Genomic DNA, 21,723 nt, shown 5'->3' with positions numbered 1-21,723 from the left:
TACGTGATGTCGCGACGCGCGAACGAGCCGTCGGGCGTGGCGACGAACACGAACGGCAGGTTGTCCCCGTTGCGCAGGAGCGCCGCCGCGGGAATCAGGATGCCGGTGCGCGCGCGCGTGGAGTGGATCTGCACGCGCACGAACATGTCGCGCTTGAGCAATTGGGAGCGATTGTCGGCCACGACGCGGACGGCGGTGGCCTTGGTGCCGGGATCGACCAGCGCGGCCACGTAGTCCACGCGGCCCGACACCGGGCGCTGCGACGCGTCGGTGTAGATGCTCGCCGACTGGCCCTTGCCCACGAGATCGAGATCGGCCGGGTAGACGCTGGCCATGACCCATGCCGTGGAAAGGTTCGCCACGGTGAACGTCGGCGTGCCGCCAGCCGCGAGCAGTTGGCCGGGCGTGATCAGCTTCTCCACCACCACGCCGGCGATGGGCGACCGGATGATGCCCTCCACGACGCCCGTCGGCTTGCCGCTGCTGATGGCGGCGATGGTGCTGTCGGACACGCCGAGCGCCCGCAGCGACTCGGCGGCGGCGTCGAGGTCGGCGGCGGCCGACGACGCATCGGTGCGCGACTGATCGAGGTCGCTGCGGGCCAATGCGTCGTTGGCGTAGAGCTGTTGGTTGAGCGTGAGAATCCGCTGCGTGTTGCGCGCGGCGTCCTCGGCCTTGCGATAGCCGGCCATGGCCGAGGCGAAGTCGGGAGACGACACCGCCGCCAGCGGCGTTCCGGCTTTGACTTCGTCGCCGACGTTCACCAGCAATCGCGTCACCGGGCCGGAGATCGGAGCGATCACCTGGGTGGAGGAATCGCCATTGAACTCCACGGTGCCGGTGACGTCGAGCGAGGGCCGGAAGGTGGTGTCGGCCAGCGTCACGATCTTCAGCCGGGCGCGCTGGGCGTCGGTGACCTTGAAGGTCGACGGCTTGACGATCGCCGTGGTGTCTTCGGTGGCGGACGACGACGAGGTGCAGCCGGCGACGACGCCGGCAAGAGCAATGAGCGCGGCGACGGCGAATGTCGCGGGCGCGAACGGGCGCTTACTCACGGGGAGCTCCAGGGGCGAACGTGGTGAGCGGCACGCCGGCGGCGCGCTCGAGATCGGCGCGGGCCGAATTGGCAGCCGCGAGGGCATCGGCGTATTGGCTTTCGGCATCGAGCAGGGAGCGGCGGGCGTCGAGCACGTCGAGGGCGGACAGTCCGCCCAGTCCGTAGCTCGTGGTGGCCACGCGATACGCTTCGCGCGCCGAGGGCAGCAACTGATCGCGGATGAATACGGCCTGGCGCTCGGCGGCGTCGGCGTTCGCGAAGGCGGTCTGCACGTCCTGGCCGACGGCGGCCCGCGTGTCGCGCAGGGTGGCCGCCAGTTCGAGTTCACGGTGCTGAGTCTCGGCGAAGTCGCCGCGCGAGTGCTGCCAGAACAGGATGGGAATGGGCATCGCGATGCCTACCGAGTACCAGGCTGGGCCGGCTACGGATGCGTCGCGACTCGCCGACGCGAACAGATCGGGCAGGAACGCCTGCTCGCGGACGAGCGACGCGTTGGCCTGCGCCGCGCGCTGCTGGGCCTCGAGCGAGCGGATCTCCGGCCGCGACCGGAGCGCGGCCTGCTGCACGGCATCGAGGTCGGGCAGGGGCGGCGGCACGGTGAGCGAGTCGGTGAGGTCGATCGGGGAGCCGAGGGCGCGCCCAATGATGCGGTTCAGACCGGCCTGCGCGGTGGCGATGTCGCGCGAGTTGGCGATGAGGTCGTTGCCGGCGGAGGCGAGATCGACCTGCGCCTTGATCACGTCGAGCCGGGCCACCGTGCCGGCATTGAACCGGGCTTGCGTCTTCTTGAGAAAGTCCGTGGCCAACGAGTCGGCCTCGAGAAAGTCGCGCCGGTGCATGGCCGCCACGAGCACGGCGTCGTACGCTTGGCTGGCCGAGGCGGCGATGCCTTGCTCGACGAGCCGCAGATTCTGCTGCGACGCGTTGACGTTGGCGGTGCCGAGCCGGCTCTCCAGCCGCAGCTTGTCGGGAAAGGGCACGACCACGCTCAGGCTCACCGGTTTGGAGACCGATGGGCCGAACCCGGTGATCCGCGGCATGGAATCGTAAGCAGCCGAGAACAACGGATCGGGAATCGCCATGCCCTCGACGCGCTGGGCCTGGACCTGCGCCGTCTGCTCCTTGGCCACGCCGATCGTGGGGTTGGAGAGCAGCGCCATGGCGATGGCCTGGCGTCGAGTGAGGCGGAGCGTGTCGGCGACGGAGCCGCCGGCAGGCGCGCGTTGTTGTGCGGATGCGACGCTGGCAACACACACCAGCGCGCACATCCAAATGGACGTTCGCATGCAGGCCCTCGATGATGGTCGAAAGGGATGCCGGGGGGTGTCCCCTGCGCGCGGGCGCGCGCGGTGCATCCTGAGGTCGCAGCGAACTCAGCCGAAGATCGGCGGAGCTCGCGACGGATTGGCCGCTTCGGTGCCCGTGGTCACGGTGAAGTGCACTTGGGCAGCGGCGACTAGCTGCGTGTGGGCGTTGGGAAGGACGACGGCGCGGCCCGAGGGGAGCGCGGTGATCGACCGCAGCGCGCAGACGGCGCAATTCGCGTCGTCGTGCACCAGAAATTGGTGCTGGGTTCCCGTCTCCTCGACGTGCGACTTGGTCGCTTCGTGATCAGGCTCCATCAGCGGCGCGAACGCGACCACGAGCTCCAGCGCGAAGAGCGCGAAGAGCGCGACCCGGCGCATGAGCCGGGTGTTGAGCGGTCGGGACGAGCGCGATGGGGCGATCATGATCCACGTGAGGATAGGGACAGTACCCCAAATCCGCCAGATCGCTTCGACATCGGCGGCCGGATCAACGACCGGCGGCGTAGCGCCGCAGCCGGGCGAGCATCCGCCGGTCGGTCTTGGTGGCGTCCTCGAGTTTGGGGGTCTCGAGCACCTTGGCCACGGCCTGGAACCGGGGGTCGGTCATGATACGGCGAAAGGGGCCCGGGCCGAGCGTGCCCTCGCCGATCAGTTCGTGGCGGTCGCGTCGCGATTCGAACGGCATTTTGGAATCATTAAGATGCAGGACGCGCAGCCGGCGCCGGCCGAGCACGTCGTCGAAGCGGGCCCACACGCCGTCGAAGTCGCGCACCAGATCGTAGCCCGCCGAGTAGATGTGGCAGGTGTCGACGCACACCCCCAGGCGTTTGCGTTGCGCGGCGGGCACGAGTTCGAGCAGCAGCGCCAGTTCTTCGAACGTGCTGCCGATCACGGTGCCCGCGCCGGCGGTGGTCTCCAGGCAGAGCACGGTCTTGCCCGGAACGCGCTCCAGCGCTTCGGCGATCGCGTCGGCGTTGCGGCGGATGCCGCTGGCCCGCTCGTCCATGAAGTTGCCGGGATGTGATACGAGATATGTAATACCAAGCGCGGCGCACCGCTCCAGCTCGGCCACGAACGACTCGATCGACCGCCGGCGCAGCACCGGATCGGGGCTGGCCAGGTTGATCAGGTACGAGTCGTGGACGACGGTCGTCCGGACGGCGGTGGCGGCCAGCCCGCTGCGGAACGCGCTGGCCTCGGCGGCGGCCACGGCGCGTTCGGCCCACCGGTTGGCCATCTTCGTGAACATCTGCATGGCCGTGGCGCCGATCGCGGCGGCGCGCGGCGGGGCCTCCGCCGTGCCGCCGGCAATCGATACGTGGGCGCCCAGTTGCTCGGCGCCCGTGGCGCCCGCCGCCGCCCCGGCCGGTGCGCGACGCGTGGCCCTGGCCACGGTCACACGAACTCGGACGAGCGGCCGCGCAGCGACTGCCCGCACCGCGGACAGTGGAGTTCGCCCTCGGGCTCCACCAGCGCGTACTCGAAGGTGCGGCCGCAGGCGCAGGCCGAGTCCAGTCCTTCGTTTCCGCACGCGAGGCAGAACCGGTCGCCTTCTTCGTAGCCGCGGAAGCGGGAGCACACGTTGCAGCGTTTGACGATGGTCATCGGTGGCGGAGCCAGGTGGTGGGATCGACGGCGGGGCCGCCGTGCTCGCGCACCTCGAAGTGGAGATGGGCGGGGAAATCCGGATCGGACATGCCGACGGAGCCGATCACCTGATCCTTGATCACGTGGTCGCCGCGCTTCACGCGCGATTCCTGCAGCGATCCGTAAATGGAATAGTCGCCGCCGCCGTGGTCCACGATCACCGTCAGGCCGTAGAGCCCGAGCTGCGACACGCTCACCACCTCGCCCGCGGCCACGACGTGCACCGGAGTGCCGAGGGGCGCGGCGATGCCGATGCCGTTCCAGCGAATGGTGGTATTGTTGGACTGCACCTGCCGGCCGAACGGGTACAGAATGTCGCCCTGCACCGGCCAGTCGAGCTTACCGTAGTCGCTGGTCCTGATCGTGCTCCGACTGACCGCCGTGCTCGGGCTTGCCGCCTCGGCGCGCTTGCGGGCGGCTTCCAGGCTGGCGATGGCGCCGGTGAGCTGCGACTCCGTGCGGCGCACCGCGGCCAGACGCGCCTGGGTCTGCTGCACCTGCTGATTGACCGTCGACAGGCTGTGCTGCCGCTGGCGTTCGAGCGCGCGCAGTTCACCTTCCTCGCGGGCCTTGTCGCTGCGGTTCTGGACCACCGCGTTCTGCAGCGTGACCAGGCGGTTGCGCTCCAGCTGCACCTGGTCGCGCAGGTCCTGGACGTGCTTCACCAGAGCGCGGTCTCGCAGCGTGAGCAGGTGGAGATACTTGTAGCGCGCGACCAGGTCCCCGAACGACTGCGCCGAGAGCAGCACCTGAAACGTGAACATGGGGCCGCGCTTGTAGATCTCCATCAGGCGATGGTCGAGCACCGCACGCTGCGCGGTGAGGTCGTCCTCGGCGCGCACCATGTTGCCGGTGGCGTCCGACACGTCGGCGTTGATCTCCACCAGTTGACGGTCCAGCGCATTCACCAGGCGGGCCGTTGCGCTGGCGCGCTCATCGAGGTTGGTGACCTCGTCGCTCAGACTGTGCGCCGAACTCTGGAGGGTGCGCATGCGCGCCTCCAATTCGGCGCGTTCGCGGCGGATCTGGTCGAGCGTATCGCGCTGGGCCCGGAGTTTGATCTCGGTCTGCGTCTGCTGGGCGCGCGCGGCGCGCGGTGCTCCCACGAGCGCGAGCGCACCAGCGAGAGCGAGCGCGGCGACGAGGCCCGGGGGCCGCGTCACAGCGCGCGTAGGTGCCTCCCGACGGCCACCGCGCTGCCGAGCACACCGAGGAGGGCGCCAGCGGCCACGCCGAGCGCGGCCATCCACGGGCTGAAGAACACCGTGTGGAAGTGTAGGTACCGGTCGATGAGGTGCATGCCGGTCCAGGTCAGGAACAGGGCGAGCAGTCCGCCCGCCACGCCCTTGGCGAACCCCTCGAGCAGGAAGGGTCGGCGAATGAACCCGTCGGTGGCGCCCACCAGGCGCATGATCGAGATCTCCTCGGCGCGCGCCAGCACGGCCATGCGGATCGTGGCGCCGATGATGATCACCGCCACGGCGGCAAAGGCGAAGCCGAGCACCAGCCCGGCCACGCCGGCGATATTGCGCAGCCGGTACAGTTGCACCAGCCAGTCCTCACCGTAGCGAACGTCGTCCACGAACGGGTAGCTCTTGAGCCGCTGAGCCACGCTGTCCACGGTGGCGGGGTCGCGGAATCCCGGCTTGAGCCTGACGTCGATGGACGCCGGCAGCACGCCCGATTCGAATACGTCGGAAAACTCCGGGAGTTCACGGCGGGCGCGGGTCAGCGCCTGATCCTTGGAAACGATGTCCACGCTCTGCACTTCGGGAAACGCGCCGATGTCGCCCGCCGCGGCGGCCAGCGCCTGGGCGTCGGTGCCGTCAGCTACGAAGGCGCGGATCTCCACACGCGCTTCCACCTGCTGAAGCGCGGCGCGGATGTTGAGCGCCACGAGCCCGAACAGGCCGAAGGCGAACAACGAGAACGCGATGGTGGTGATGCTGAGCGCGCTCAGCAGGGGAGCGCGGCCGACGGCGGCCGAGGCATCGCGCACGGTACGTCTCACGCGGCGGGCTCCGGCGTGTCGGTCGAGTCGTACACGATCTGGCCGCGGTTGAGTTCGATCGTGCGATAGTCGGTGCTGCGCACGAGGTCGAGATCGTGCGTGGCCATGACGATCGCGGTGCCAGCGGCGTTGATCTCGCGCAGCAGTTGGAACACGCCCCGCGTGGCGCGCTCGTCCAGGTTGCCGGTCGGTTCGTCGGCGATGAGCACGAAGGGATCGTTCACCAGGGCGCGGGCGATGGCCACGCGCTGCTGTTCGCCGCCGGAGAGTTCCTTCGGGTAGGCGGTGGACTTGGAGGCCAGCCCGACCTGGGTGAGCACGCGGCTCACCTTGGGGCCGATCTGGGCGCGTGGCGTGCCGGTGACCTCGAGGGCGAACGCCACGTTGGCCTCGGCCGTGCGCTCCTCGAGCAGCCGGAAATCCTGGAACACGATGCCGAGGCGGCGGCGCAGCTTGGAGATCTCGCGGCGCGAGGCGTGCTCGGAATTCACGCCGCTCACGCGCACGATGCCGCTGGTCGGCCGCTCGTTGAAGTAGGTGAGGCGCAGGATCGTGCTCTTGCCGGCGCCGCTGGGGCCGGTGAGGAACAGGAATTCCCCTCGGGCCACGCGGAGCGACACTTCCTTGAGCGCCATGCCTGACCTCGGGTACTCCTTCGTGACCCGCTCGAACCGGATCACCCCGACCGATTCGGTGGCGGTCAACGCAACGCCTGGTCGAGGTCCGCGATGAGGTCGTCGGCACTCTCGATGCCGATGCTCAGCCGCACGAATCCATCGGCAATTCCCGCTCGGGCGCGCTCGTCGGCCGGAACGGCGGCGTGCGAGGTGTGGCGCGGCTCCGAGACCAGGGAGTCGACTCCGCCCAGGCTCGGCGCGTGCTGGAACAGCCGCAACCGGCGGAGCATGCGGTCCACGGCGCGCGCGCCGCCACCGAGTTCCAACGCCAGCATGCCGCCGAACCCGTCGAGCGTGCGCTTGGCCACGGCATGATCCGGGTGAGAGGGCAAGCCCGGGTAGTGGACGCGCCTGATCTCTTTGCAGCTCTCGGCCCATTCGGCCACGCGCATACCGTTGGCGTTCTGCCGCTGCACGCGCACGTCGAGCGTTTTGAGTCCGCGCTCGAGCAGCCACGCGGCGAACGGGTCGGGCGCCTGGCCCCAGATCATCATCTTCTGCCGCACCTCTTCAATATAGGGCGCGGTGCCCGAGACGACGCCGCCCATCACGTCGTGGTGGCCATTCAGGTACTTGGTGGCCGAGTGGATGGACACGTCGGCGCCATGCTCGAGCGGGCGAAAGTTCACCGGGCTGGCGAACGTGGCGTCGACCACGAGCGCAATGCCCGAGTCCTTGCACACGTAGCTCACCGGCTTGAGGTCGAGCACGCGGCAGCTGGGATTGACCGGCGTCTCGACGAACACGACCCGCGTGTTCTTGCGCACGGCGCGGCGCCAGACGCGCACCTCGTTCGGTTCGATGAGCGACACCTCGATGCCGAGGGAGGTGAATTCCTGCTCGAGCAGGGTGCGCGTGCCGCCGTAGATCCACGCGCTGGCCACGATGTGATCGCCGGGGCGGAGCAGAGCGGTGAGCGCGCAGGCGGTGGCGCCCATGCCGCTGGCGAGCAGCACTGACGCTTCGGCGCCCTCGAGCGCGGCCATCCGGCGCTGCACGGCTTCGGCGTTGGGCGCGTTGCCGTACCGCGGATACCGCATGCCCTCGGCGGTGCCGATTTCCTGGATGTAGTTGACCGACTGGTACAGCGCGCGCACCACCGGGGCGTCGACGTCGCGGTCGCCGGCATCGAGGCCGCCGTGGAGCGGCAGCGTGGCGCGATCGAGCGGGCGCCGTGGTTTCCTGGTCATCGGCCGGTTGTCATGCGTAAGCGGGCGGTCGTCCGCGCGAATCCAGGTCTGGTTTGATCACCCGCACGATCTCGGACGGCGAGGCGCCGACGACGTCGCGCAGCACCACGTCGCCGCGGGGCAGTGCGTCGTCGTAGTGCACGGTGGCGAGTTCGTGGCGCCGCGGACCGTACACCCACGCCAGCTCGCCATCGGTGAGCAGGCGTTGGCGGGCGTCTTCGGGGTGCATGAACACCGCCGATCCGCGCGCCGGGTCGTCCGGCTTGGTGGCGATCAACTGCGCCACCCGCAACGGACGGTGGAGCCGTTCAGCCACGCTCTCCTCCGAGCACCACGTATTCCTCATCCAGACGCATGACCAGGCGACGGCGCCACAACGCGTCGAGCGTGCGGCGGATGTCGGGCTCGTCCTCGCCGATCTCGCCAGCCAGGTCGGCGGCCGCGGCGCGCCCGTGCCGCTGAACCGCCTCCCACGCCCGGCGCTCGCGCTCGCTGAGCACCCCCACCACGTGCACTCCGTCTTCCTGCTCGATGGCCAGCGCCAGGCCGTGGCGCTCGAGCACCGTCTCGATGGCCTCCCAGTGGTCGTCGGTCATGCCGCGGAACAGGAAGTACGCTTCGTGCGGCGGATTCTCGTCACAGTAGCGCAACAACAGCTTGGCGATCACCTCGTCGGCGCACGAGAAGTCCATCATCGACACGTGGGAAAAATCGAGGACGGTGAGGGTGCGCTCATGGGCCTCGCGCATGAGCAACTCGATCTGATTGCGCACCGCGGCCCCCGTGGGCCGGGTCACGAGGTTCGAGTAGAGATTGGCCGATACCGTCTGCCGCAGCACGGTGCCCAGGTCGATGTGGTTCATTCTTTGCCTGCCGTGCGCTCAGGGATCGTGACCTGCACCTGAGCACCGGGAAAGGGGGAGAGATCTTCCTCAAGCGGGACGTCCTCATCCCACTTGGGCACGAGCGCGATGCGCGCCGTGCCACTGCGAATTGAGAGTTTGCCTTCCCATCGGCCGCAATACCGCCGCACGCCCGACAGCCCCTGGCCGCGCCCCGGATCGCGGAACCGGCTCACGCCGCGGATCACCGCCGCCTCCAGCGCCGCGCCGTCGTCCCACCGGTCGTCGCGCACCCGGCCCGGCGCGCCCTCCAGCGAGTTGCGGAACCCCATGCCGGCGTCGCACACGGCGATCTGAACCACGCGCCGCCCGAGCCGCTTCTTCCAGGTGTAGGCCTGGACGGCAACCCAACCGCCGCGGCCGGCGTGTTCGACGATGTTCTGGCAGATCTCGGAGAGCGTCATCGCGAAGCCCACCGTGGCCTTGGCGTCGAGATTGAGCTCGGTGCTGATGATCTGCTGGGCCTTCTGCTGGATGCGCTCCACCACCTCGTGCACGTCCTCGCTCTTCGCCACCGGCGTGACCTCGAGCAGGACGCGCGAGTCGCCGCCCGCGCGCTTGGGGACGGTCCCGTGCAGCTCGTACAGCTCGTCGGCGTACTTGAAGAAGTCGGTGCGGGCCCAGTAGCCCACCGTCTCCTCACCCTCGGGCGCCGCGAACGCCGGCCGCTCGGCTCGCGTCTGGGCCAGCGCGAGCAGCGCCGTGAGCCCGTAGGGCGATGCCCACCGGCAGTGGCGCGCGTCGACCAGGACCTTCTCGTCCATTGGCACGGGCGCCAGCTGTTCCAGCACCTGCTCGAACGACTGATCGTCGAGCGACGGCGGGACGTTGATGACGGTGGTCACGTGGCGCTGAGTTCCCCTCGAAGGTGTTGCGCGAGCCCGGTGGCTCCGCGGTGCTCCAGGTTTCGGCCGGCCGCGCGATGCGCGGCGAGGATGGCGTGCCGCAACATATCACCGGCGAGCAGCCGAGAGAAATAGGTCGCGCCCCATACGTCTCCACAACCCGTCGGGTCGCCCCCGGCCGGACTTGACACGGGCGTCGGCACGAGCGCCGAGCGCAGCGGCCCCGCCGTCGCCCCCAGCGGCCGCGGACGGTGCAGATCGCTCAGCCGCTCGAAGTCCGGCGCCGCGAAGTACACGGCGCCCCGGGCCCCCAGCGTAACCACCAAACACCGCGCGCCGGCGTCGAGCGCCGTGGCGGCCAGGGCCAGCGGGTCGGGCGCCATCAGGGCCATTTCGTCCTCGTTCACCTGGATCAGGTCGAAACAGGCACACCAGTCGCGCACGTTGGGCAGCGGTCGTGGGGTCCGCAGGCCGTCGGGCTGGATGGCAAGCATCAGCGAATGGAGGTCGCAGTAGATCGGCCCCCGGAAGTGCTGCCGGATGAGCTGGGCGGTCTCGAGGTCCACCTCCCACCCGGCGAGCAGGTTGATGTAGAGCGCGTCGAGCCCGTGGAGGAGCGGTTGCAGCCCGGCCCAACTCCATGGCGGCACGCCGCCGGTGAGCCGCTCCGTGCGCCGCGACTCGCTCACGTAGCGGATTTCCACCCGGTTGTTGGGATAGGGCACCTCGATGAGCGGAGCCGCAGGGCTCATACGGCGGAGCGAGCGACAGTACTCGCGCGCCCGCGGCGCGAGGTCAGATCCGACCTTGATGAGGGGGACGATTTCCCAATCGTCGGGCAGGGCAGCATCGAGCCCCGCCAGGGTATACGTCACGCCGCCCCATTCTTCGATGGGCAGTTGCCGGACATCGCGACCATAAATGATGTCCCAGACGAACGTTCCGATGAGGCCCAGTCTCTTCACTGATAATTTCCGAACCTCTGAACGTATTGGCGCAGGCTTTGCCGGGGCTGTCTAGCTGTCAAGGAAGGTCCTCACGGCCCCCACGACTCCCGCGGTCCCCGGCAACTCCCCCGCCACGATCTTCACGGCCGCCACCGCCGGCGCGAACGCTCTGCGCCGCACCTCGGCGCCCAACGGCGTGAACAGCCGCTCACCCGCCAGCGTCACGCCGCCCGCCACCACCACCACGTCGGGATTGAAGATATTGAGCAGGTTCGCCACGCCGGCGCCCAGATAGCGCGCCGTGTCGCGCACGATTTCGTCGGCCACGGGATCGCCCGCCTTGGCGGCGTCGTAGACCGTTTGCGCCGTGAGTCGCTCGAGGTCCCCGTGTACCATGTTCGGCATGAGCGATCCCGTCCCTTCGCGCATCAACACCTCGCGCGCCCGAGTGGCAATGGCCGGGCCCGACGCGTATGCCTCGAGACACCCGTAGTTGCCGCACGTGCAGTGGCGGCCGTTCACGTCGATCGTGGTGTGCCCGATCTCGCCTGCCACGTCCGACGCGCCGTGGAACAGCTTGCCATCGATGATCAACCCGCCGCCGATCCCGGTGCCGATGGTGAGGCCCACCACGTGGCGCGCCCCGCGCGCCGCGCCCAGCCACCATTCACCCACGGTGGCGCAGTTGGCGTCGTTGTCGAGCGAGGCCGGGAGGCCGACGCGTTCCGAGATGCGGTCGCGCAGCGGGAAGTTGCGCCACCCGAGGTTGGGCGCGACGATCACCAACCCCCGCACCCGGTCGAGCGGACCGGGCGCGCCCACCCCGACGCCCCGAAATGCGGCTCGCGTCACCCCCGCCTGGGTCATCGTGTCGGCGATCGTCGCCTCGATCTGGGCCACGATGCGGTCCACCACTCCTTCGGCGCCGGCCTTCACTTCCGTGGGCGCCGACCGTACGCCGTACGTGCGTGATCCGTCGGTCGTGAGCGCTCCGGTCACGACGTTGGTGCCGCCGAGGTCCACGCCGATGACGAATTCCTGCGTCGCAGCTGCGGTCATGTTGGTTGGGTGATGATCGTGAGAAGATGGCGCACGTGCGCGGCCACGTCACGGGCCGGGAGTTCGCGCATACACTTCCAATGGCCGAGCGGGCACTCGGGCGGCCCGTGCTTGTCGCACGGCCGGCACTCCAGTCCCGCGCGCTCCACAACTATTGAATGCGGTGCCAGCGGGCCGAACCCGAACGCCGGCACGGTGGGGCCGAACACGGTCACGGTGGCCGTGCCCATGGCCGAGCCCAGGTGCTGCGGCGCCGAATCGTTGGTCACGAGCACCGCGCATCGGCCGATCAGTTCCGCCGAGCCGAGCAGCGACAACGCCCCCGTGGTGTCCACGGCGCCTGGACCCGCGGCGGCGAGAATCTCGGTGGCCAACGGGCAGTCGTCCGGGCTGCCCAGCACCACCACGCGCGCTGCCGGGGCGAGTTCGCGCGCCAACTCCCTGTAATATGGCCAGCGCTTGGTGCCCCACACGCTGCCCGGCGCCAGCGCCACCAGGGGGCGTGCATCGCGCGACGCGCCGATGAGCGCATCCACGGCCGCCCGCTCGGCGTGGCCGGGATAAAGCCGTGGGCGGATCTGTTCGGTGGTGGGGACACGGTCGGGAGCGGCCAGCTGCCAGAGCCGCGCCGCGTGATGCAGGTCCTGCCGATAGGGCACGGTGCGCGAGTACAGTGGCCGGCCGGCCGAGCTGGCGAATCCCACGCGGGTGCCGGCGCCCGCCGCCATCGCCAGGGCGGCGCTGCGCATCGAGCCCTGGGCGAGGTAGACGACGTCGGCGCCGCTGGCCCGCATGTCGCGAGCAATCCGCCGGAACCCGCGAATGCCGCGCCCCGAGCGGCGCTTGTCGTATACGATCACGCGGCGCACCGACGGGTTGTTGTCGAGCAGTCCGGCCGACGCCGGCGTGGCCACGACGTCCACGGGCCCGCGCACCGCCAGCTCCGCGATGAGCGGAGTGGTGAGCACCATGTCGCCGAGAAAACTGGTCTGGACGACGAGCGAGGTCATGCGCACGGGGTCGGGGGCACGAGCCAATCTACCCCCGCTGCGCCCGCTAATCGACCTGCAGCACGGCGAGGAAGGCTTCCTGCGGGATCTCCACGGCGCCCACCTGCTTCATGCGCTTCTTGCCCTCTTTCTGTTTCTCCAGGAGCTTGCGCTTGCGGGTGATGTCGCCGCCGTAGCACTTGGCCAGGACGTCCTTGCGCAGCGGCTTCACCGTGGTGCGGGCAATGACCTTGGTGCCGATGGCGGCCTGGATGGCCACCTCGAACAGTTGGCGCGGGATCAGCTCCTTGAGCTTGTCGGCGATCTTGCGCCCCCACTCGTACGCCTTGTCGCGGTGGATGATCACCGAGAACGCGTCCACCGCGTCGCCGTTGATCAGCATGTCGAGCTTCACGAGATCGCTGGGCCGGTAGTCCAACATCTCGTAGTCCAGCGACGCGTAGCCGCGGCTGATCGTCTTGAGGCGGTCGAAGAAGTCCAGGATCACCTCGGCCAGCGGGAACTCCCAGTCGAACTCCACGCGCGAGGGGTCCAGGTACGTCATGTTCTTGTAGACGCCGCGGCGTTCGTTGCCCAGCGTCATGATAGGACCGATATAATCGGCCGGCGCCATGATGCGCGCCTTGACGTACGGCTCCTCGATGCGGGCCAGTTCCGCCGGTGCCGGCATCTTGGACGGATTCTCGATCAGCTGCATCGCGCCGTCGGTGTGGTACACGTGGTACTCCACGTTCGGCACGGTGGTGATGAGATCGAGGTCGAACTCGCGCTCCAGCCGCTCCTGCACGATGTCCATGTGGAGCAGGCCCAGGAATCCGCAGCGGAATCCGAATCCCAGGGCAGTGGACGATTCCGGTGTGAAGTGCAGCGACGCGTCGTTGAGGATGAGCTTGTCCAGCGCGTCGCGGAGCGTCTCGTACTGCTGGGTGTCGGTGGGGTAGAGCCCCGAGAACACCATCGAGTGCACGTCCTGGTAGCCGGGCAGCGGAGTGGCGGCGGGCCGTTCGAAGTCCATGATCGTATCGCCGGCCCGTGTCTCCTTGACCGACCGCACGTTGGCCACCACGTAGCCCACCTCGCCGGGGCCGAGCTCGGGCGCCATGACCTGTCGCAGTTGGTTGACCCCCACCTCCGCCACCTCGTACGCGTCGCGGCTGCCGCTGGCGAAGAAGATCTTCTGCCCTGGCCGGATCACGCCGTCCACCACGCGCACGCTCGGAATCGCCCCCCGGTACCGGTCGTAGTACGAATCGAAGATCAGCGCGCGAAGCGGCGCGTTCGAGTCGCCCTTGGGCGGCGGAACGCGCTTCACGATCTCCTCCAGGAGCTCGGCAATGCCGATCCCTTCCTTGGCGCTCACCAGCAGGATCTCGTCGGGGTTGGCGCCGATCAGGTCGTGCACTTCCTTCTTGCGGCGTTCGGGCTCGGCGCCCGGAAGATCGATCTTGTTGAGCACGGGGATGATCTCGAGCCCCGCGTCCATGGCCAGGAACAGATTGGAGAGCGTCTGCGCCTGGATGCCCTGCGACGCGTCGACCACCAGGATCGCGCCCTCGCACGCCGCCAGCGAGCGCGACACCTCGTACGTGAAGTCCACGTGGCCCGGCGTGTCGATCAGGTTCAGCTCGTACGTCTGGCCGTCGGGCGCCGTGTACGACATGCGCACGGCGTTGAGCTTGATGGTGATGCCGCGCTCGCGCTCGAGGTCGAGCGTGTCGAGCACCTGCTCCTTCATCTCGCGCTTCTGGAGCATGCCCGTGGCCTCGATCAGGCGGTCCGCGAGGGTGGACTTGCCGTGATCGATGTGGGCGACGATGCAGAAATTGCGGATGTGCGAGAGATCCACGGCGCTCGATGCTGGCGGTGACGACACGATGCGCGGCGCTCGCGGGACGCGAAACCGAGCATGCGTTGGGTAACCATCAAAGTTAGTCGGCCCGGGCGGTCGGTCCAAGCCGCGCCGGTGTGCCCGGTGCGCTCTGCGGGCATCCAGAACCCAGCGGTTCGGCCGGAACCTCGGGATTGATCGGATGCTCCTGATCAACTGCAACTGACTTGGGGGCTCCGAAGGGGAGACTCGGTGCGCCGGAGTGCGGCTGGGGGATGTCCACGCCTCGCGCCGGGACGGCGGTGACCACGGAGATCTCGGCGCCGAAGCCACCGGGTTTCTCGATCCGGAGCATCCGGTCAATCCGATGTATCCGTACAACCCCTCCGCTCTCGATGCAGTTTCTGCGGCGCAATGACCCGGAAGAACCTGGGTGTCGGCCCGAAATGCAGCAGCAGACCGACATCGAGGAGTGTGGCGCGCAAATAGTTGTAGACCTGGCGCGTGGCGGCCCGGTGCAGCTCGTAGGTGGACTTGGTCTCCACCACCAGCGCGTCGTCAACGATCATATCGAGACGTTGCCTGCCCAGGAGTTCCCCTTTGTAGCTCACTGGCACGTACACCTCGCGACTCACCCGATGTCCACGCGCGCGTAGTTCCCGTTCCATCGCCATGACGTACAGGTGCTCGAGAAAACCGAATCCGAGGCTGTTGTAGACCTCGAAGAATGCACCGATCACCGAGTGGGTGAGTTCTTCGTGGAGTAGGTCGCCGGGGGCCATGCCCCAGCTTCGGGGCGCCGGTAGCGGACCGGACCACCAAAGCTACGCGGCGCACATCATTTAATCGGGAATTCGGGCGCCCGATGCGCACGCAGACACGCCGCAATTCAAACCGACATCCAGAACGCACGGGTTCGCACGGATGCTCCGGATTGATCGGATGCTTCTGATCAACTGCAACTGACCTGGGGGCTGCGACGGGGAGACTCGGCGCGCCGGGGTGAGGTCGGCCGGCGGTGTCTACCCACCAAATCGGGACTGCGATGACCACGGGGATCTCCGCGCCGGAGCCCCCAACCATTTCCATCCGGAGGATCCGTTCAATCAGGAGCATCCGGATGAACCGGTCCGTTCTGGATGCACGCCTGATGCCCACTCCGCGCTCGAACCTATTTGCCCGCGTGGCGCGCGCCGTCTAGTTTTCGCCTCCCAATGGAGACTGCCCGCGCGACGCGAGCCGATCTGCTCGACCCAGCGCATCTCGCCGCGCTCGGCCGCGTGGAAATTATTGCTCGTTGGGTCGTCGACGGCTTCATGACGGGCCTCCACCGGTCGCCGCGCAAGGGCTTTTCGGTGGAATTCGCCGAGCACCGCCCCTATCTGCCCGGCGACGACCTCCGGCACGTGGACTGGCGCATCGCCGCCCGCGCCGACCGCCTGGTGATCAAGCAGTACGAGGAGGAGACCAACCTCCGGGCCACGATCGTGCTCGACGTGAGCCGGTCCATGGTGTGGAGCGGCGCCCAACTGCCCGCCGCCGGGCGGGGCCACGCCGCCCCACGGCTCACCAAGCTCGCATACGCCGAAGTCGTGGCTGCGTCGCTCGCCCTCGTGCTGCTTCGCCAGCGCGACGCCGTGGGTCTCGTGCGGTTCGATGACCGCGTGCGCACTGCCGTGCCCCCGCGCGCCCGCCACGGCCAGTGGCGCCGGTTGGTCACGGCCCTGGGCGAAACGGGCGCGGGACGCGCCTCGAGCGCTCCCGCCGCGCTCGCCCAGGCGGCGCGGCTGCTCGACCGCCGCGGCATGGTGGTGCTCGTTTCCGATTTGCTCATGGAAGTGGACGACGTCGTGCGTGCCCTGCGCGGGCTGCGCGCCGCCGGCCACGACGTGACCGTCCTGCACGTGCTCGATCCAGACGAGCGCGAGTTGCCGTCGCACGGCGAGCTGCTCTTCGTCGATCCGGAGTCGGCGCTCGAGGTGCCGGCCACCGTCGCCGAGGTCCGGGCCGCGTATCGCGCCACCGTGATCGAGGTGCTCGACGAATGGCGCGCACGCCTGGGCGCGGTGGGCGTGGGCTACGAGGTGGTGTCCACCGACGCGCCCTTCGGCGTGCCGCTCCGCAAGGCGTTCGCCGCGCGGCAGCACCTGCCATGAGCTTTCTCTCTCCCTGGTTCCTCGCCCTCGGCGTGGCGGCCGCGGTGCCGCTGCTGTTGCACCTGCTGCGACGGCGGATCGGGGCGCGCGTGGAATTTCCCGCCGCCCGCTACCTGGCCCGCGCCGAGCGCGAGCACAGCCGCACGCTGCGCCTGCGCAACCTGCTGCTCATGGTGGCGCGTGTGGCCGCCGTGCTGCTCATCGCGCTCGCCGCGGCGCGGCCGGCGGCCCGGTTGTTCGGCGGCGGACATGGACCCACCGCGATGGCCGTGGTGCTCGACAATTCGCTCAGCACCGCCGCCGTGCAGGACGGCCGTCCGCTGTTCGCGCACCTGGATTCATTGGCCGAGCGCGCGCTGAGCGGCGCCACGACGGCCGATCGCGTGTGGCTGGTGACGGCCGACGGACAGGCTCGCGCCGGCACGGCCGCCGAGTTGCGCGATGCCGTGCGGCGCATCTCGCCGCTTGGCGGGGCCGGCGATCCCGCACTGGCCCTGGCCCGCGCGGCCTCCGCCGTGCGCAATGCCGGACTCGCCGGCCAGCAGGTGGCGCTCATCACCGATGCGCAGCGCACTACCTGGACCGCTCCCGCCCAACTCGGCGCGGTGCCCGTGGTGGCTTGGGTGCCGGCTGGTGCGCCCCCCGCCAACCGTGCGGTGGTGAGCGCCGATGCACAGCCCCAACGGTGGACTCCGCGCGGCGCCGTGAGCGCGCGCCTCATGGCCCAGGATTCCACCACGTATCGCATCGCACTCGCGGGAAGCACGCTGGCCCGGGGCACGGCAGCCCCGGGCGAGGAGATCCTCGTGCGCGCCACGCCGGCGGCTCGCGGCTGGCTGGCCGGTACCGTGGAACTGGACGCCGATGAACTGCCGGGCGACAACGTGCGCTACTTCGCGGCCTGGGTGGGCGCTGCGCCGCGGGTGCGCGTGGCCCCCGACGCGGGGCCGTTCGTGGCCAGCGCCGTGGACGTGCTGCGCGGCGACGGACGTGTGGCAGCGGGAGGCGACGTGACCGTGGCGCCGGCCGACGAGGTCACCGCGCTCCCGGCCCTGATCACCGCGCCCACCGACCCGGTGCGGCTGGGCGCCGCCAACCGTGCCCTGGCCCGGGCCGGCGTGCCCTGGCAGTTCGGGCCGGTGCGCCGCGGCGCCGTGTTGGTGGCCGGCGACGGCGCGGGCGCCACGCAGGCCACGCTCCGCTATTCGCTGCTCGCCACCGGGGCCGCGCGTACCGACACGCTGGCCCGCGCCGGCGCCGAGCCCTGGATCGTGGCCGGTCCGGGGTACGTGCTCGTGGCGTCGCCGCTCACGCCCGACGCCACGACCCTGCCGGTGAGCGCCGGTTTCGTGCCCTGGTTGGCGGGCGTGTTCGCCAACCGCCTGTCGGGCGACCCGGGCCGCGTCGTTTCCGCCGCGCCCATACAACATTTGATATGGCCGTCGTGGGCCGGCGCCCTCGACGGCGCCCCCGGCGCGGCGGGCACCGAGTTCACGGCGCCCGACCGCGCGGGCACCTACTTCTTCACCCGTGACGGTCGCCGCGTGGGCGCCCTCGTGGTGAACCCCGAGCCTCGTGAGTCGGAACTCGCGCGCTGGGCGCCGGCCGATTTCGCCCGCCTCCTGGGCGGCCACGCCCGCGCGTTCACCGACGCCGACCGCTTTGCCGCCGCCGTGTTCGACGTGACGGCGCGCCGGCCGGTGGTCGTCCCGCTGCTCGCCGCCCTGCTCGCCGTGCTCGTGCTCGAGGGCGCGATCGCGGCGCGCGGGGCGGGGGGAGAGGGCTAGTGCCGCTCGACGCCCTGCTCGACGGCCTCGAACGGCTGCCTGCGTTCAACCGCACACTGGCCGCGCTTCCCGGACCGGGCGCGGCGCTGCAGGTGACCGGGCTCCGTGGGTCGAGCGACGCCGTGCTCCTCGCCGCGCTCGCGCGCCGGCTGCCCGCGCGGTTCTTCGCCGTGGTCGCCGAGGGGGTGCCCGAAGCCGAGCGGTGGCTGGCCGACCTGCAGGCGCTCATCCCCGAGGGAGCCGCGGCCTTCTACCCGCCGCGCGAGGGGCTGGGCGAGGCGGAGCCGCACCTCGAGATCGCGGGCGAGCGGGTGGAGACCATGGAACGCGTGTCGCGCGGCAACGTGCGCGTGCTCGTCACCACGGCCCGCGCCGTGCTCGAGCGCACGCGCATTCCCGGCGCCCTGCGCAGCCTGCGGCTGGAACTGCGCAAGGGCGGGCTCCACCGGCTGGCCGACCTCGTGGCCCGCCTCGAGGCCATGGGCTTCGAGCGCGTGCCCATGGTGGAGGACGTCGCGCAGTTCAGTGTGCGCGGCGGCATCCTCGATATTTACAGTTTTGGTATGGCCGATCCCGTGCGCGCCGAGTTCTGGGGCGACGAGATCGTGGAGCTCCGGCAGTTCGACATCGGCACGCAGCGGTCCACGCGCGAGGTGCCGCACGCCCTCGTGCTGCCCGCCGAGGCGCCGGCGCTGGCCGCCGCGTCGGGCGCCGAGCGCACCACCCTGCTCGCCCTGCTGCCGCCCGACACGGTGATCCTCGAACCCGAGGGCACGCATCTCGAGCCCGAGCTGCGCCGCACCTGGGACGAAGCGCTGCACCACATCGCCGTGGCCCAGCGGCGCGGTGAGGACCCCGCCGCCCGCGACGACCTGTTCGAGGCCCCCGACCGCGTGCTCGGCGAGCTCGCCGCACTCGGCACCCTGCGCCTCGCGCCCGCCGGCGCCGAGGCCGACGTCGCCTTCCCGCTGCTCGAGCCCGAGTCCGTGGACCGCGACATTCGCCTGCTGCGCCGGCTGGTGCGCGACCACACGCCCACCATCGTGCTGTGCGACAACGCCGGCCAGGCCGAACGCCTGGAGGAACTGCTCGCCGACGAGGCCAGCGGGCCCTCCCCCGCGGCCCTCACCGTGGGGGTGCTCCAGGGCGGATTCGTCATCCCCCCCGGCGACGGCTCGGCCGGGCTGCGCGTGCTCACCGATCACGAGGTGTTCCGCCGCGAACGCCGCATCCGCCGCAAGCGGCGCTACGTGAGCGGTCTGGCCCTCGACAGCGCCGAACTGCGCGCCGGCGACTACGTGGTGCACCTCGAGCACGGCGTGGGCATCTACCGTGGCATGGAGACCATCGTCGTCGGGCAGAGCACCCTCGAGGTCGCGGTGGTGGAGTACGAGGGCGGCGACCGGCTGAACGTCCCCCTCTATCGCATCGACCAACTGGAGCGCTACCGCTCGGCCGCCGACGTGAGCGAGGCCTCGCCGCCGCCGCGGCTGCACAAGCTGGGCGGCAAGCGGTGGGCGCAGCAACGCGACAAGACGCGCGCCGCCATTCGCGAGATGACCGTCGAGCTGCTGGACCTGTATGCCCGGCGCAAGGTGGCCACGCGGCCGCCGCACGTGCCCGACACGCCCTGGCAGAAGCAACTCGAGAGTTCCTTCCTGTTCGAAGACACGCCGGACCAGCGCACCGCCACCGTGGCTGTCAAGCAGGACATGGAGAGCGGGCGCCCCATGGACCGGCTGCTCGTGGGCGACGTGGGCTACGGCAAGACCGAGATCGCGGTGCGCGCCGCGTTCAAGGCCGTGCAGTCGGGGCGGCAGGTGGCCGTGCTCGTTCCCACCACCATCCTCGCCGACCAGCACGCCCGCACGTTCAGCGAGCGCCTGGCCGACTTCCCCGTGCGCATCGAGATGCTGAGCCGCTTCCAGAGCGCCAAGCAGCAGAAGGACGTCGTGACGGCGCTCGCCGAGGGGAATGTCGACATCGTGATCGGCACCCACCGCATGCTCAGCCCCGACGTGGTGTTCAAGGAGCTGGGGCTGCTCGTGATCGACGAGGAACACCGGTTCGGCGTCAAGCACAAGGAACGCCTCAAGCAGCTGCGCCTGGAGACGGACGTGCTCACGCTCACCGCCACGCCCATTCCGCGCACCCTGCACATGTCGCTGGCCGGGCTGCGCGACATGACGCTCATGCAAACGCCGCCGCGCGACCGCTCGCCCGTGCTCACCTCGCTCGAGCCGTGGGACGATGGGCTCATCGAGGAAGCGATCGCCCGCGAGCTGGACCGCGGCGGACAGGTGTTCTTCGTGCACAACCGCATCGAGACCATCGTCGGCGTGGCCGACCACGTGCAACGCACCGCACCGCGGGCCCGCATCGCCGTGGCCCACGGCCAGATGCCCGAGCGGGCGCTGGAAGAGGTGATGCACCAGTTCGTGAGCGGCGCGGTGGACGTGCTCGTGTCCACGATGATCGTGGAGAGCGGCCTCGACGTGCCGAACGCCAACACGATGTTCGTGAACCGCGCCGACCACTTCGGGCTGGCCCAGCTCTACCAGCTGCGGGGCCGCGTGGGGCGGTCGCACCGCCGCGCCCACTGCTACCTGCTGGTACCCGACGTCATGGATCTGGACGCCGAACGCCGGCTGCGCGTGCTCGAGCACCACACCGAATTGGGCGCCGGCTACCGCATCGCGCTCCGCGACATGGAAATGCGCGGAGCGGGGAACCTGCTCGGCCCCGAGCAGTCGGGATTCGTGCAGGCCGTGGGCTTCGACCTGTATCTGCGCCTGCTCGACGAGACGGTGCACCACCTGGCGGCGGGCGATGCCACGCCCAAGCTCGTGCCCGCCGACGTCAACATGGACGTGCCCCACCACCTGCCCGACGACTACGTGGAGTCGCAGGACGCCAAGCTCGACATCTACCGCCGCATCTCGCGGCTCGGCAGCGCCCGCGATCTCGAGGCGTTGCGCGCGGAGTTACGCGATCGGTTTGGTCCCCTTCCGCCGCCGGCCGACGCCACGCTGGCGCTGGCCGAGTTGCGCCTGGCCGGTGGTGCGCTGGGGGTGGAGAGCATCCTGGTGCGCGGGAACGAAGCGCGTATTACCTTTCACGATTCCGCGGTGCCTCGCATGAAGGGGTTGTCCGCGGCTTTTCACGAAGTGCAGTTCCAGGCGGAAGTCCGTCGCTCCCGGCCGCTCTCTCTCAAGCTCACGCGGCTGGGCGGAGCCTCCATGCTCGACGGGCTGGCGCGCGCCCTGCGCAGCCTGGTGTGACCGTCCGCCCCCTATACCC

Annotated in this window: 20 protein-coding genes; 3 read left to right on the top strand and 17 right to left on the bottom strand. The window is 69.9% G+C overall.

Features of this window, described 5'->3' with window-relative positions:
- From VNF92_09860 to VNF92_09780, 17 genes are all read right to left on the bottom strand, one after another.
- Positions 1 to 1,055, bottom strand: a 1,055-nt coding sequence (locus VNF92_09860) for an efflux RND transporter periplasmic adaptor subunit (GenBank protein HVA58182.1), incomplete at its 3' end; no start/stop codon positions are given.
- Complete coding sequence (locus VNF92_09855; GenBank protein ID HVA58181.1) at positions 1,048 to 2,343, bottom strand: TolC family protein; 1,296 nt, start codon at positions 2,341 to 2,343, stop codon at positions 1,048 to 1,050. The genes VNF92_09860 and VNF92_09855, both read right to left, overlap by 8 nt.
- Before the next feature lie 87 nt (positions 2,344 to 2,430).
- A complete protein-coding gene (locus VNF92_09850; protein ID HVA58180.1) occupies positions 2,431 to 2,787 on the bottom strand; it encodes a hypothetical protein in 357 nt (118 codons plus the stop codon).
- Positions 2,788 to 2,851: 64 nt separating this feature from the next.
- A complete protein-coding gene (locus VNF92_09845; protein HVA58179.1) occupies positions 2,852 to 3,763 on the bottom strand; it encodes a deoxyribonuclease IV in 912 nt (303 codons plus the stop codon).
- Positions 3,760 to 3,969, bottom strand: coding sequence for a hypothetical protein (locus VNF92_09840; GenBank protein ID HVA58178.1), 210 nt, complete (start codon positions 3,967 to 3,969; stop codon positions 3,760 to 3,762). Before VNF92_09840 ends, VNF92_09845 begins: the two co-directional genes overlap by 4 nt.
- Positions 3,966 to 5,174: a peptidoglycan DD-metalloendopeptidase family protein gene (locus tag VNF92_09835; GenBank protein ID HVA58177.1), complete on the bottom strand. Its 1,209-nt coding sequence runs from the start codon at positions 5,172 to 5,174 to the stop codon at positions 3,966 to 3,968. Before VNF92_09835 ends, VNF92_09840 begins: the two co-directional genes overlap by 4 nt.
- Positions 5,171 to 6,022: a permease-like cell division protein FtsX gene (locus VNF92_09830; GenBank protein HVA58176.1), complete on the bottom strand. Its 852-nt coding sequence runs from the start codon at positions 6,020 to 6,022 to the stop codon at positions 5,171 to 5,173. Before VNF92_09830 ends, VNF92_09835 begins: the two co-directional genes overlap by 4 nt.
- Positions 6,019 to 6,726, bottom strand: a complete 708-nt coding sequence (ftsE, locus tag VNF92_09825) for a cell division ATP-binding protein FtsE (GenBank protein ID HVA58175.1) — start codon at positions 6,724 to 6,726, stop codon at positions 6,019 to 6,021. Before ftsE ends, VNF92_09830 begins: the two co-directional genes overlap by 4 nt.
- Positions 6,723 to 7,889: an aminotransferase class I/II-fold pyridoxal phosphate-dependent enzyme gene (locus tag VNF92_09820; GenBank protein ID HVA58174.1), complete on the bottom strand. Its 1,167-nt coding sequence runs from the start codon at positions 7,887 to 7,889 to the stop codon at positions 6,723 to 6,725. Before VNF92_09820 ends, ftsE begins: the two co-directional genes overlap by 4 nt.
- A gap of 10 nt (positions 7,890 to 7,899) precedes the next feature.
- Positions 7,900 to 8,205: a molybdopterin dinucleotide binding domain-containing protein gene (locus VNF92_09815; GenBank protein ID HVA58173.1), complete on the bottom strand. Its 306-nt coding sequence runs from the start codon at positions 8,203 to 8,205 to the stop codon at positions 7,900 to 7,902.
- Positions 8,198 to 8,752, bottom strand: coding sequence for a hypothetical protein (locus tag VNF92_09810; GenBank protein ID HVA58172.1), 555 nt, complete (start codon positions 8,750 to 8,752; stop codon positions 8,198 to 8,200). The genes VNF92_09815 and VNF92_09810 overlap by 8 nt, the downstream gene beginning before the upstream one ends.
- Entirely contained in the window at positions 8,749 to 9,636 is an 888-nt protein-coding gene (locus VNF92_09805) for an ATP-binding protein (GenBank protein HVA58171.1), read from the bottom strand. Before VNF92_09805 ends, VNF92_09810 begins: the two co-directional genes overlap by 4 nt.
- On the bottom strand, positions 9,633 to 10,601 hold the full coding sequence (locus tag VNF92_09800; protein HVA58170.1) for a carbohydrate kinase family protein: 969 nt from the start codon (positions 10,599 to 10,601) through the stop codon (positions 9,633 to 9,635). The genes VNF92_09805 and VNF92_09800 overlap by 4 nt, the downstream gene beginning before the upstream one ends.
- A 51-nt stretch (positions 10,602 to 10,652) precedes the next feature.
- A complete protein-coding gene (locus VNF92_09795; protein ID HVA58169.1) occupies positions 10,653 to 11,642 on the bottom strand; it encodes an ROK family protein in 990 nt (329 codons plus the stop codon).
- On the bottom strand, positions 11,639 to 12,652 hold the full coding sequence (locus tag VNF92_09790; protein HVA58168.1) for a glycosyltransferase family 9 protein: 1,014 nt from the start codon (positions 12,650 to 12,652) through the stop codon (positions 11,639 to 11,641). The genes VNF92_09795 and VNF92_09790 overlap by 4 nt, the downstream gene beginning before the upstream one ends.
- Before the next feature lie 46 nt (positions 12,653 to 12,698).
- Positions 12,699 to 14,525 carry a translation elongation factor 4 gene (lepA, locus tag VNF92_09785; GenBank protein HVA58167.1) on the bottom strand — a complete coding sequence of 609 codons (1,827 nt, stop codon included), beginning with the start codon at positions 14,523 to 14,525 and terminating at the stop codon, positions 12,699 to 12,701.
- 314 nt (positions 14,526 to 14,839) lie between these two features.
- Complete coding sequence (locus VNF92_09780; GenBank protein HVA58166.1) at positions 14,840 to 15,262, bottom strand: GxxExxY protein; 423 nt, start codon at positions 15,260 to 15,262, stop codon at positions 14,840 to 14,842.
- A 432-nt stretch (positions 15,263 to 15,694) separates the two neighbouring features.
- Between VNF92_09780 and VNF92_09775 the strand changes: the two genes are divergently transcribed.
- Genes VNF92_09775 through mfd form a run of 3 tightly spaced genes read left to right on the top strand, consistent with a single transcriptional unit; the run spans position 15,695 to position 21,704 of the window.
- Positions 15,695 to 16,636: a DUF58 domain-containing protein gene (locus VNF92_09775; GenBank protein HVA58165.1), complete on the top strand. Its 942-nt coding sequence runs from the start codon at positions 15,695 to 15,697 to the stop codon at positions 16,634 to 16,636.
- A complete protein-coding gene (locus tag VNF92_09770; protein HVA58164.1) occupies positions 16,633 to 18,423 on the top strand; it encodes a VWA domain-containing protein in 1,791 nt (596 codons plus the stop codon). The genes VNF92_09775 and VNF92_09770 overlap by 4 nt, the downstream gene beginning before the upstream one ends.
- Complete coding sequence (gene mfd / locus VNF92_09765; protein HVA58163.1) at positions 18,423 to 21,704, top strand: transcription-repair coupling factor; 3,282 nt, start codon at positions 18,423 to 18,425, stop codon at positions 21,702 to 21,704. The genes VNF92_09770 and mfd overlap by 1 nt, the downstream gene beginning before the upstream one ends.
- The last annotated feature ends 19 nt before the right edge of the window (positions 21,705 to 21,723 follow it).

The sequence above is a fragment of the Gemmatimonadaceae bacterium genome (genome assembly GCA_035533015.1).
Taxonomy (GTDB): domain Bacteria; phylum Gemmatimonadota; class Gemmatimonadetes; order Gemmatimonadales; family Gemmatimonadaceae; genus JAGWRI01.
This window is presented reverse-complemented; position numbering and strand designations above follow the sequence as displayed.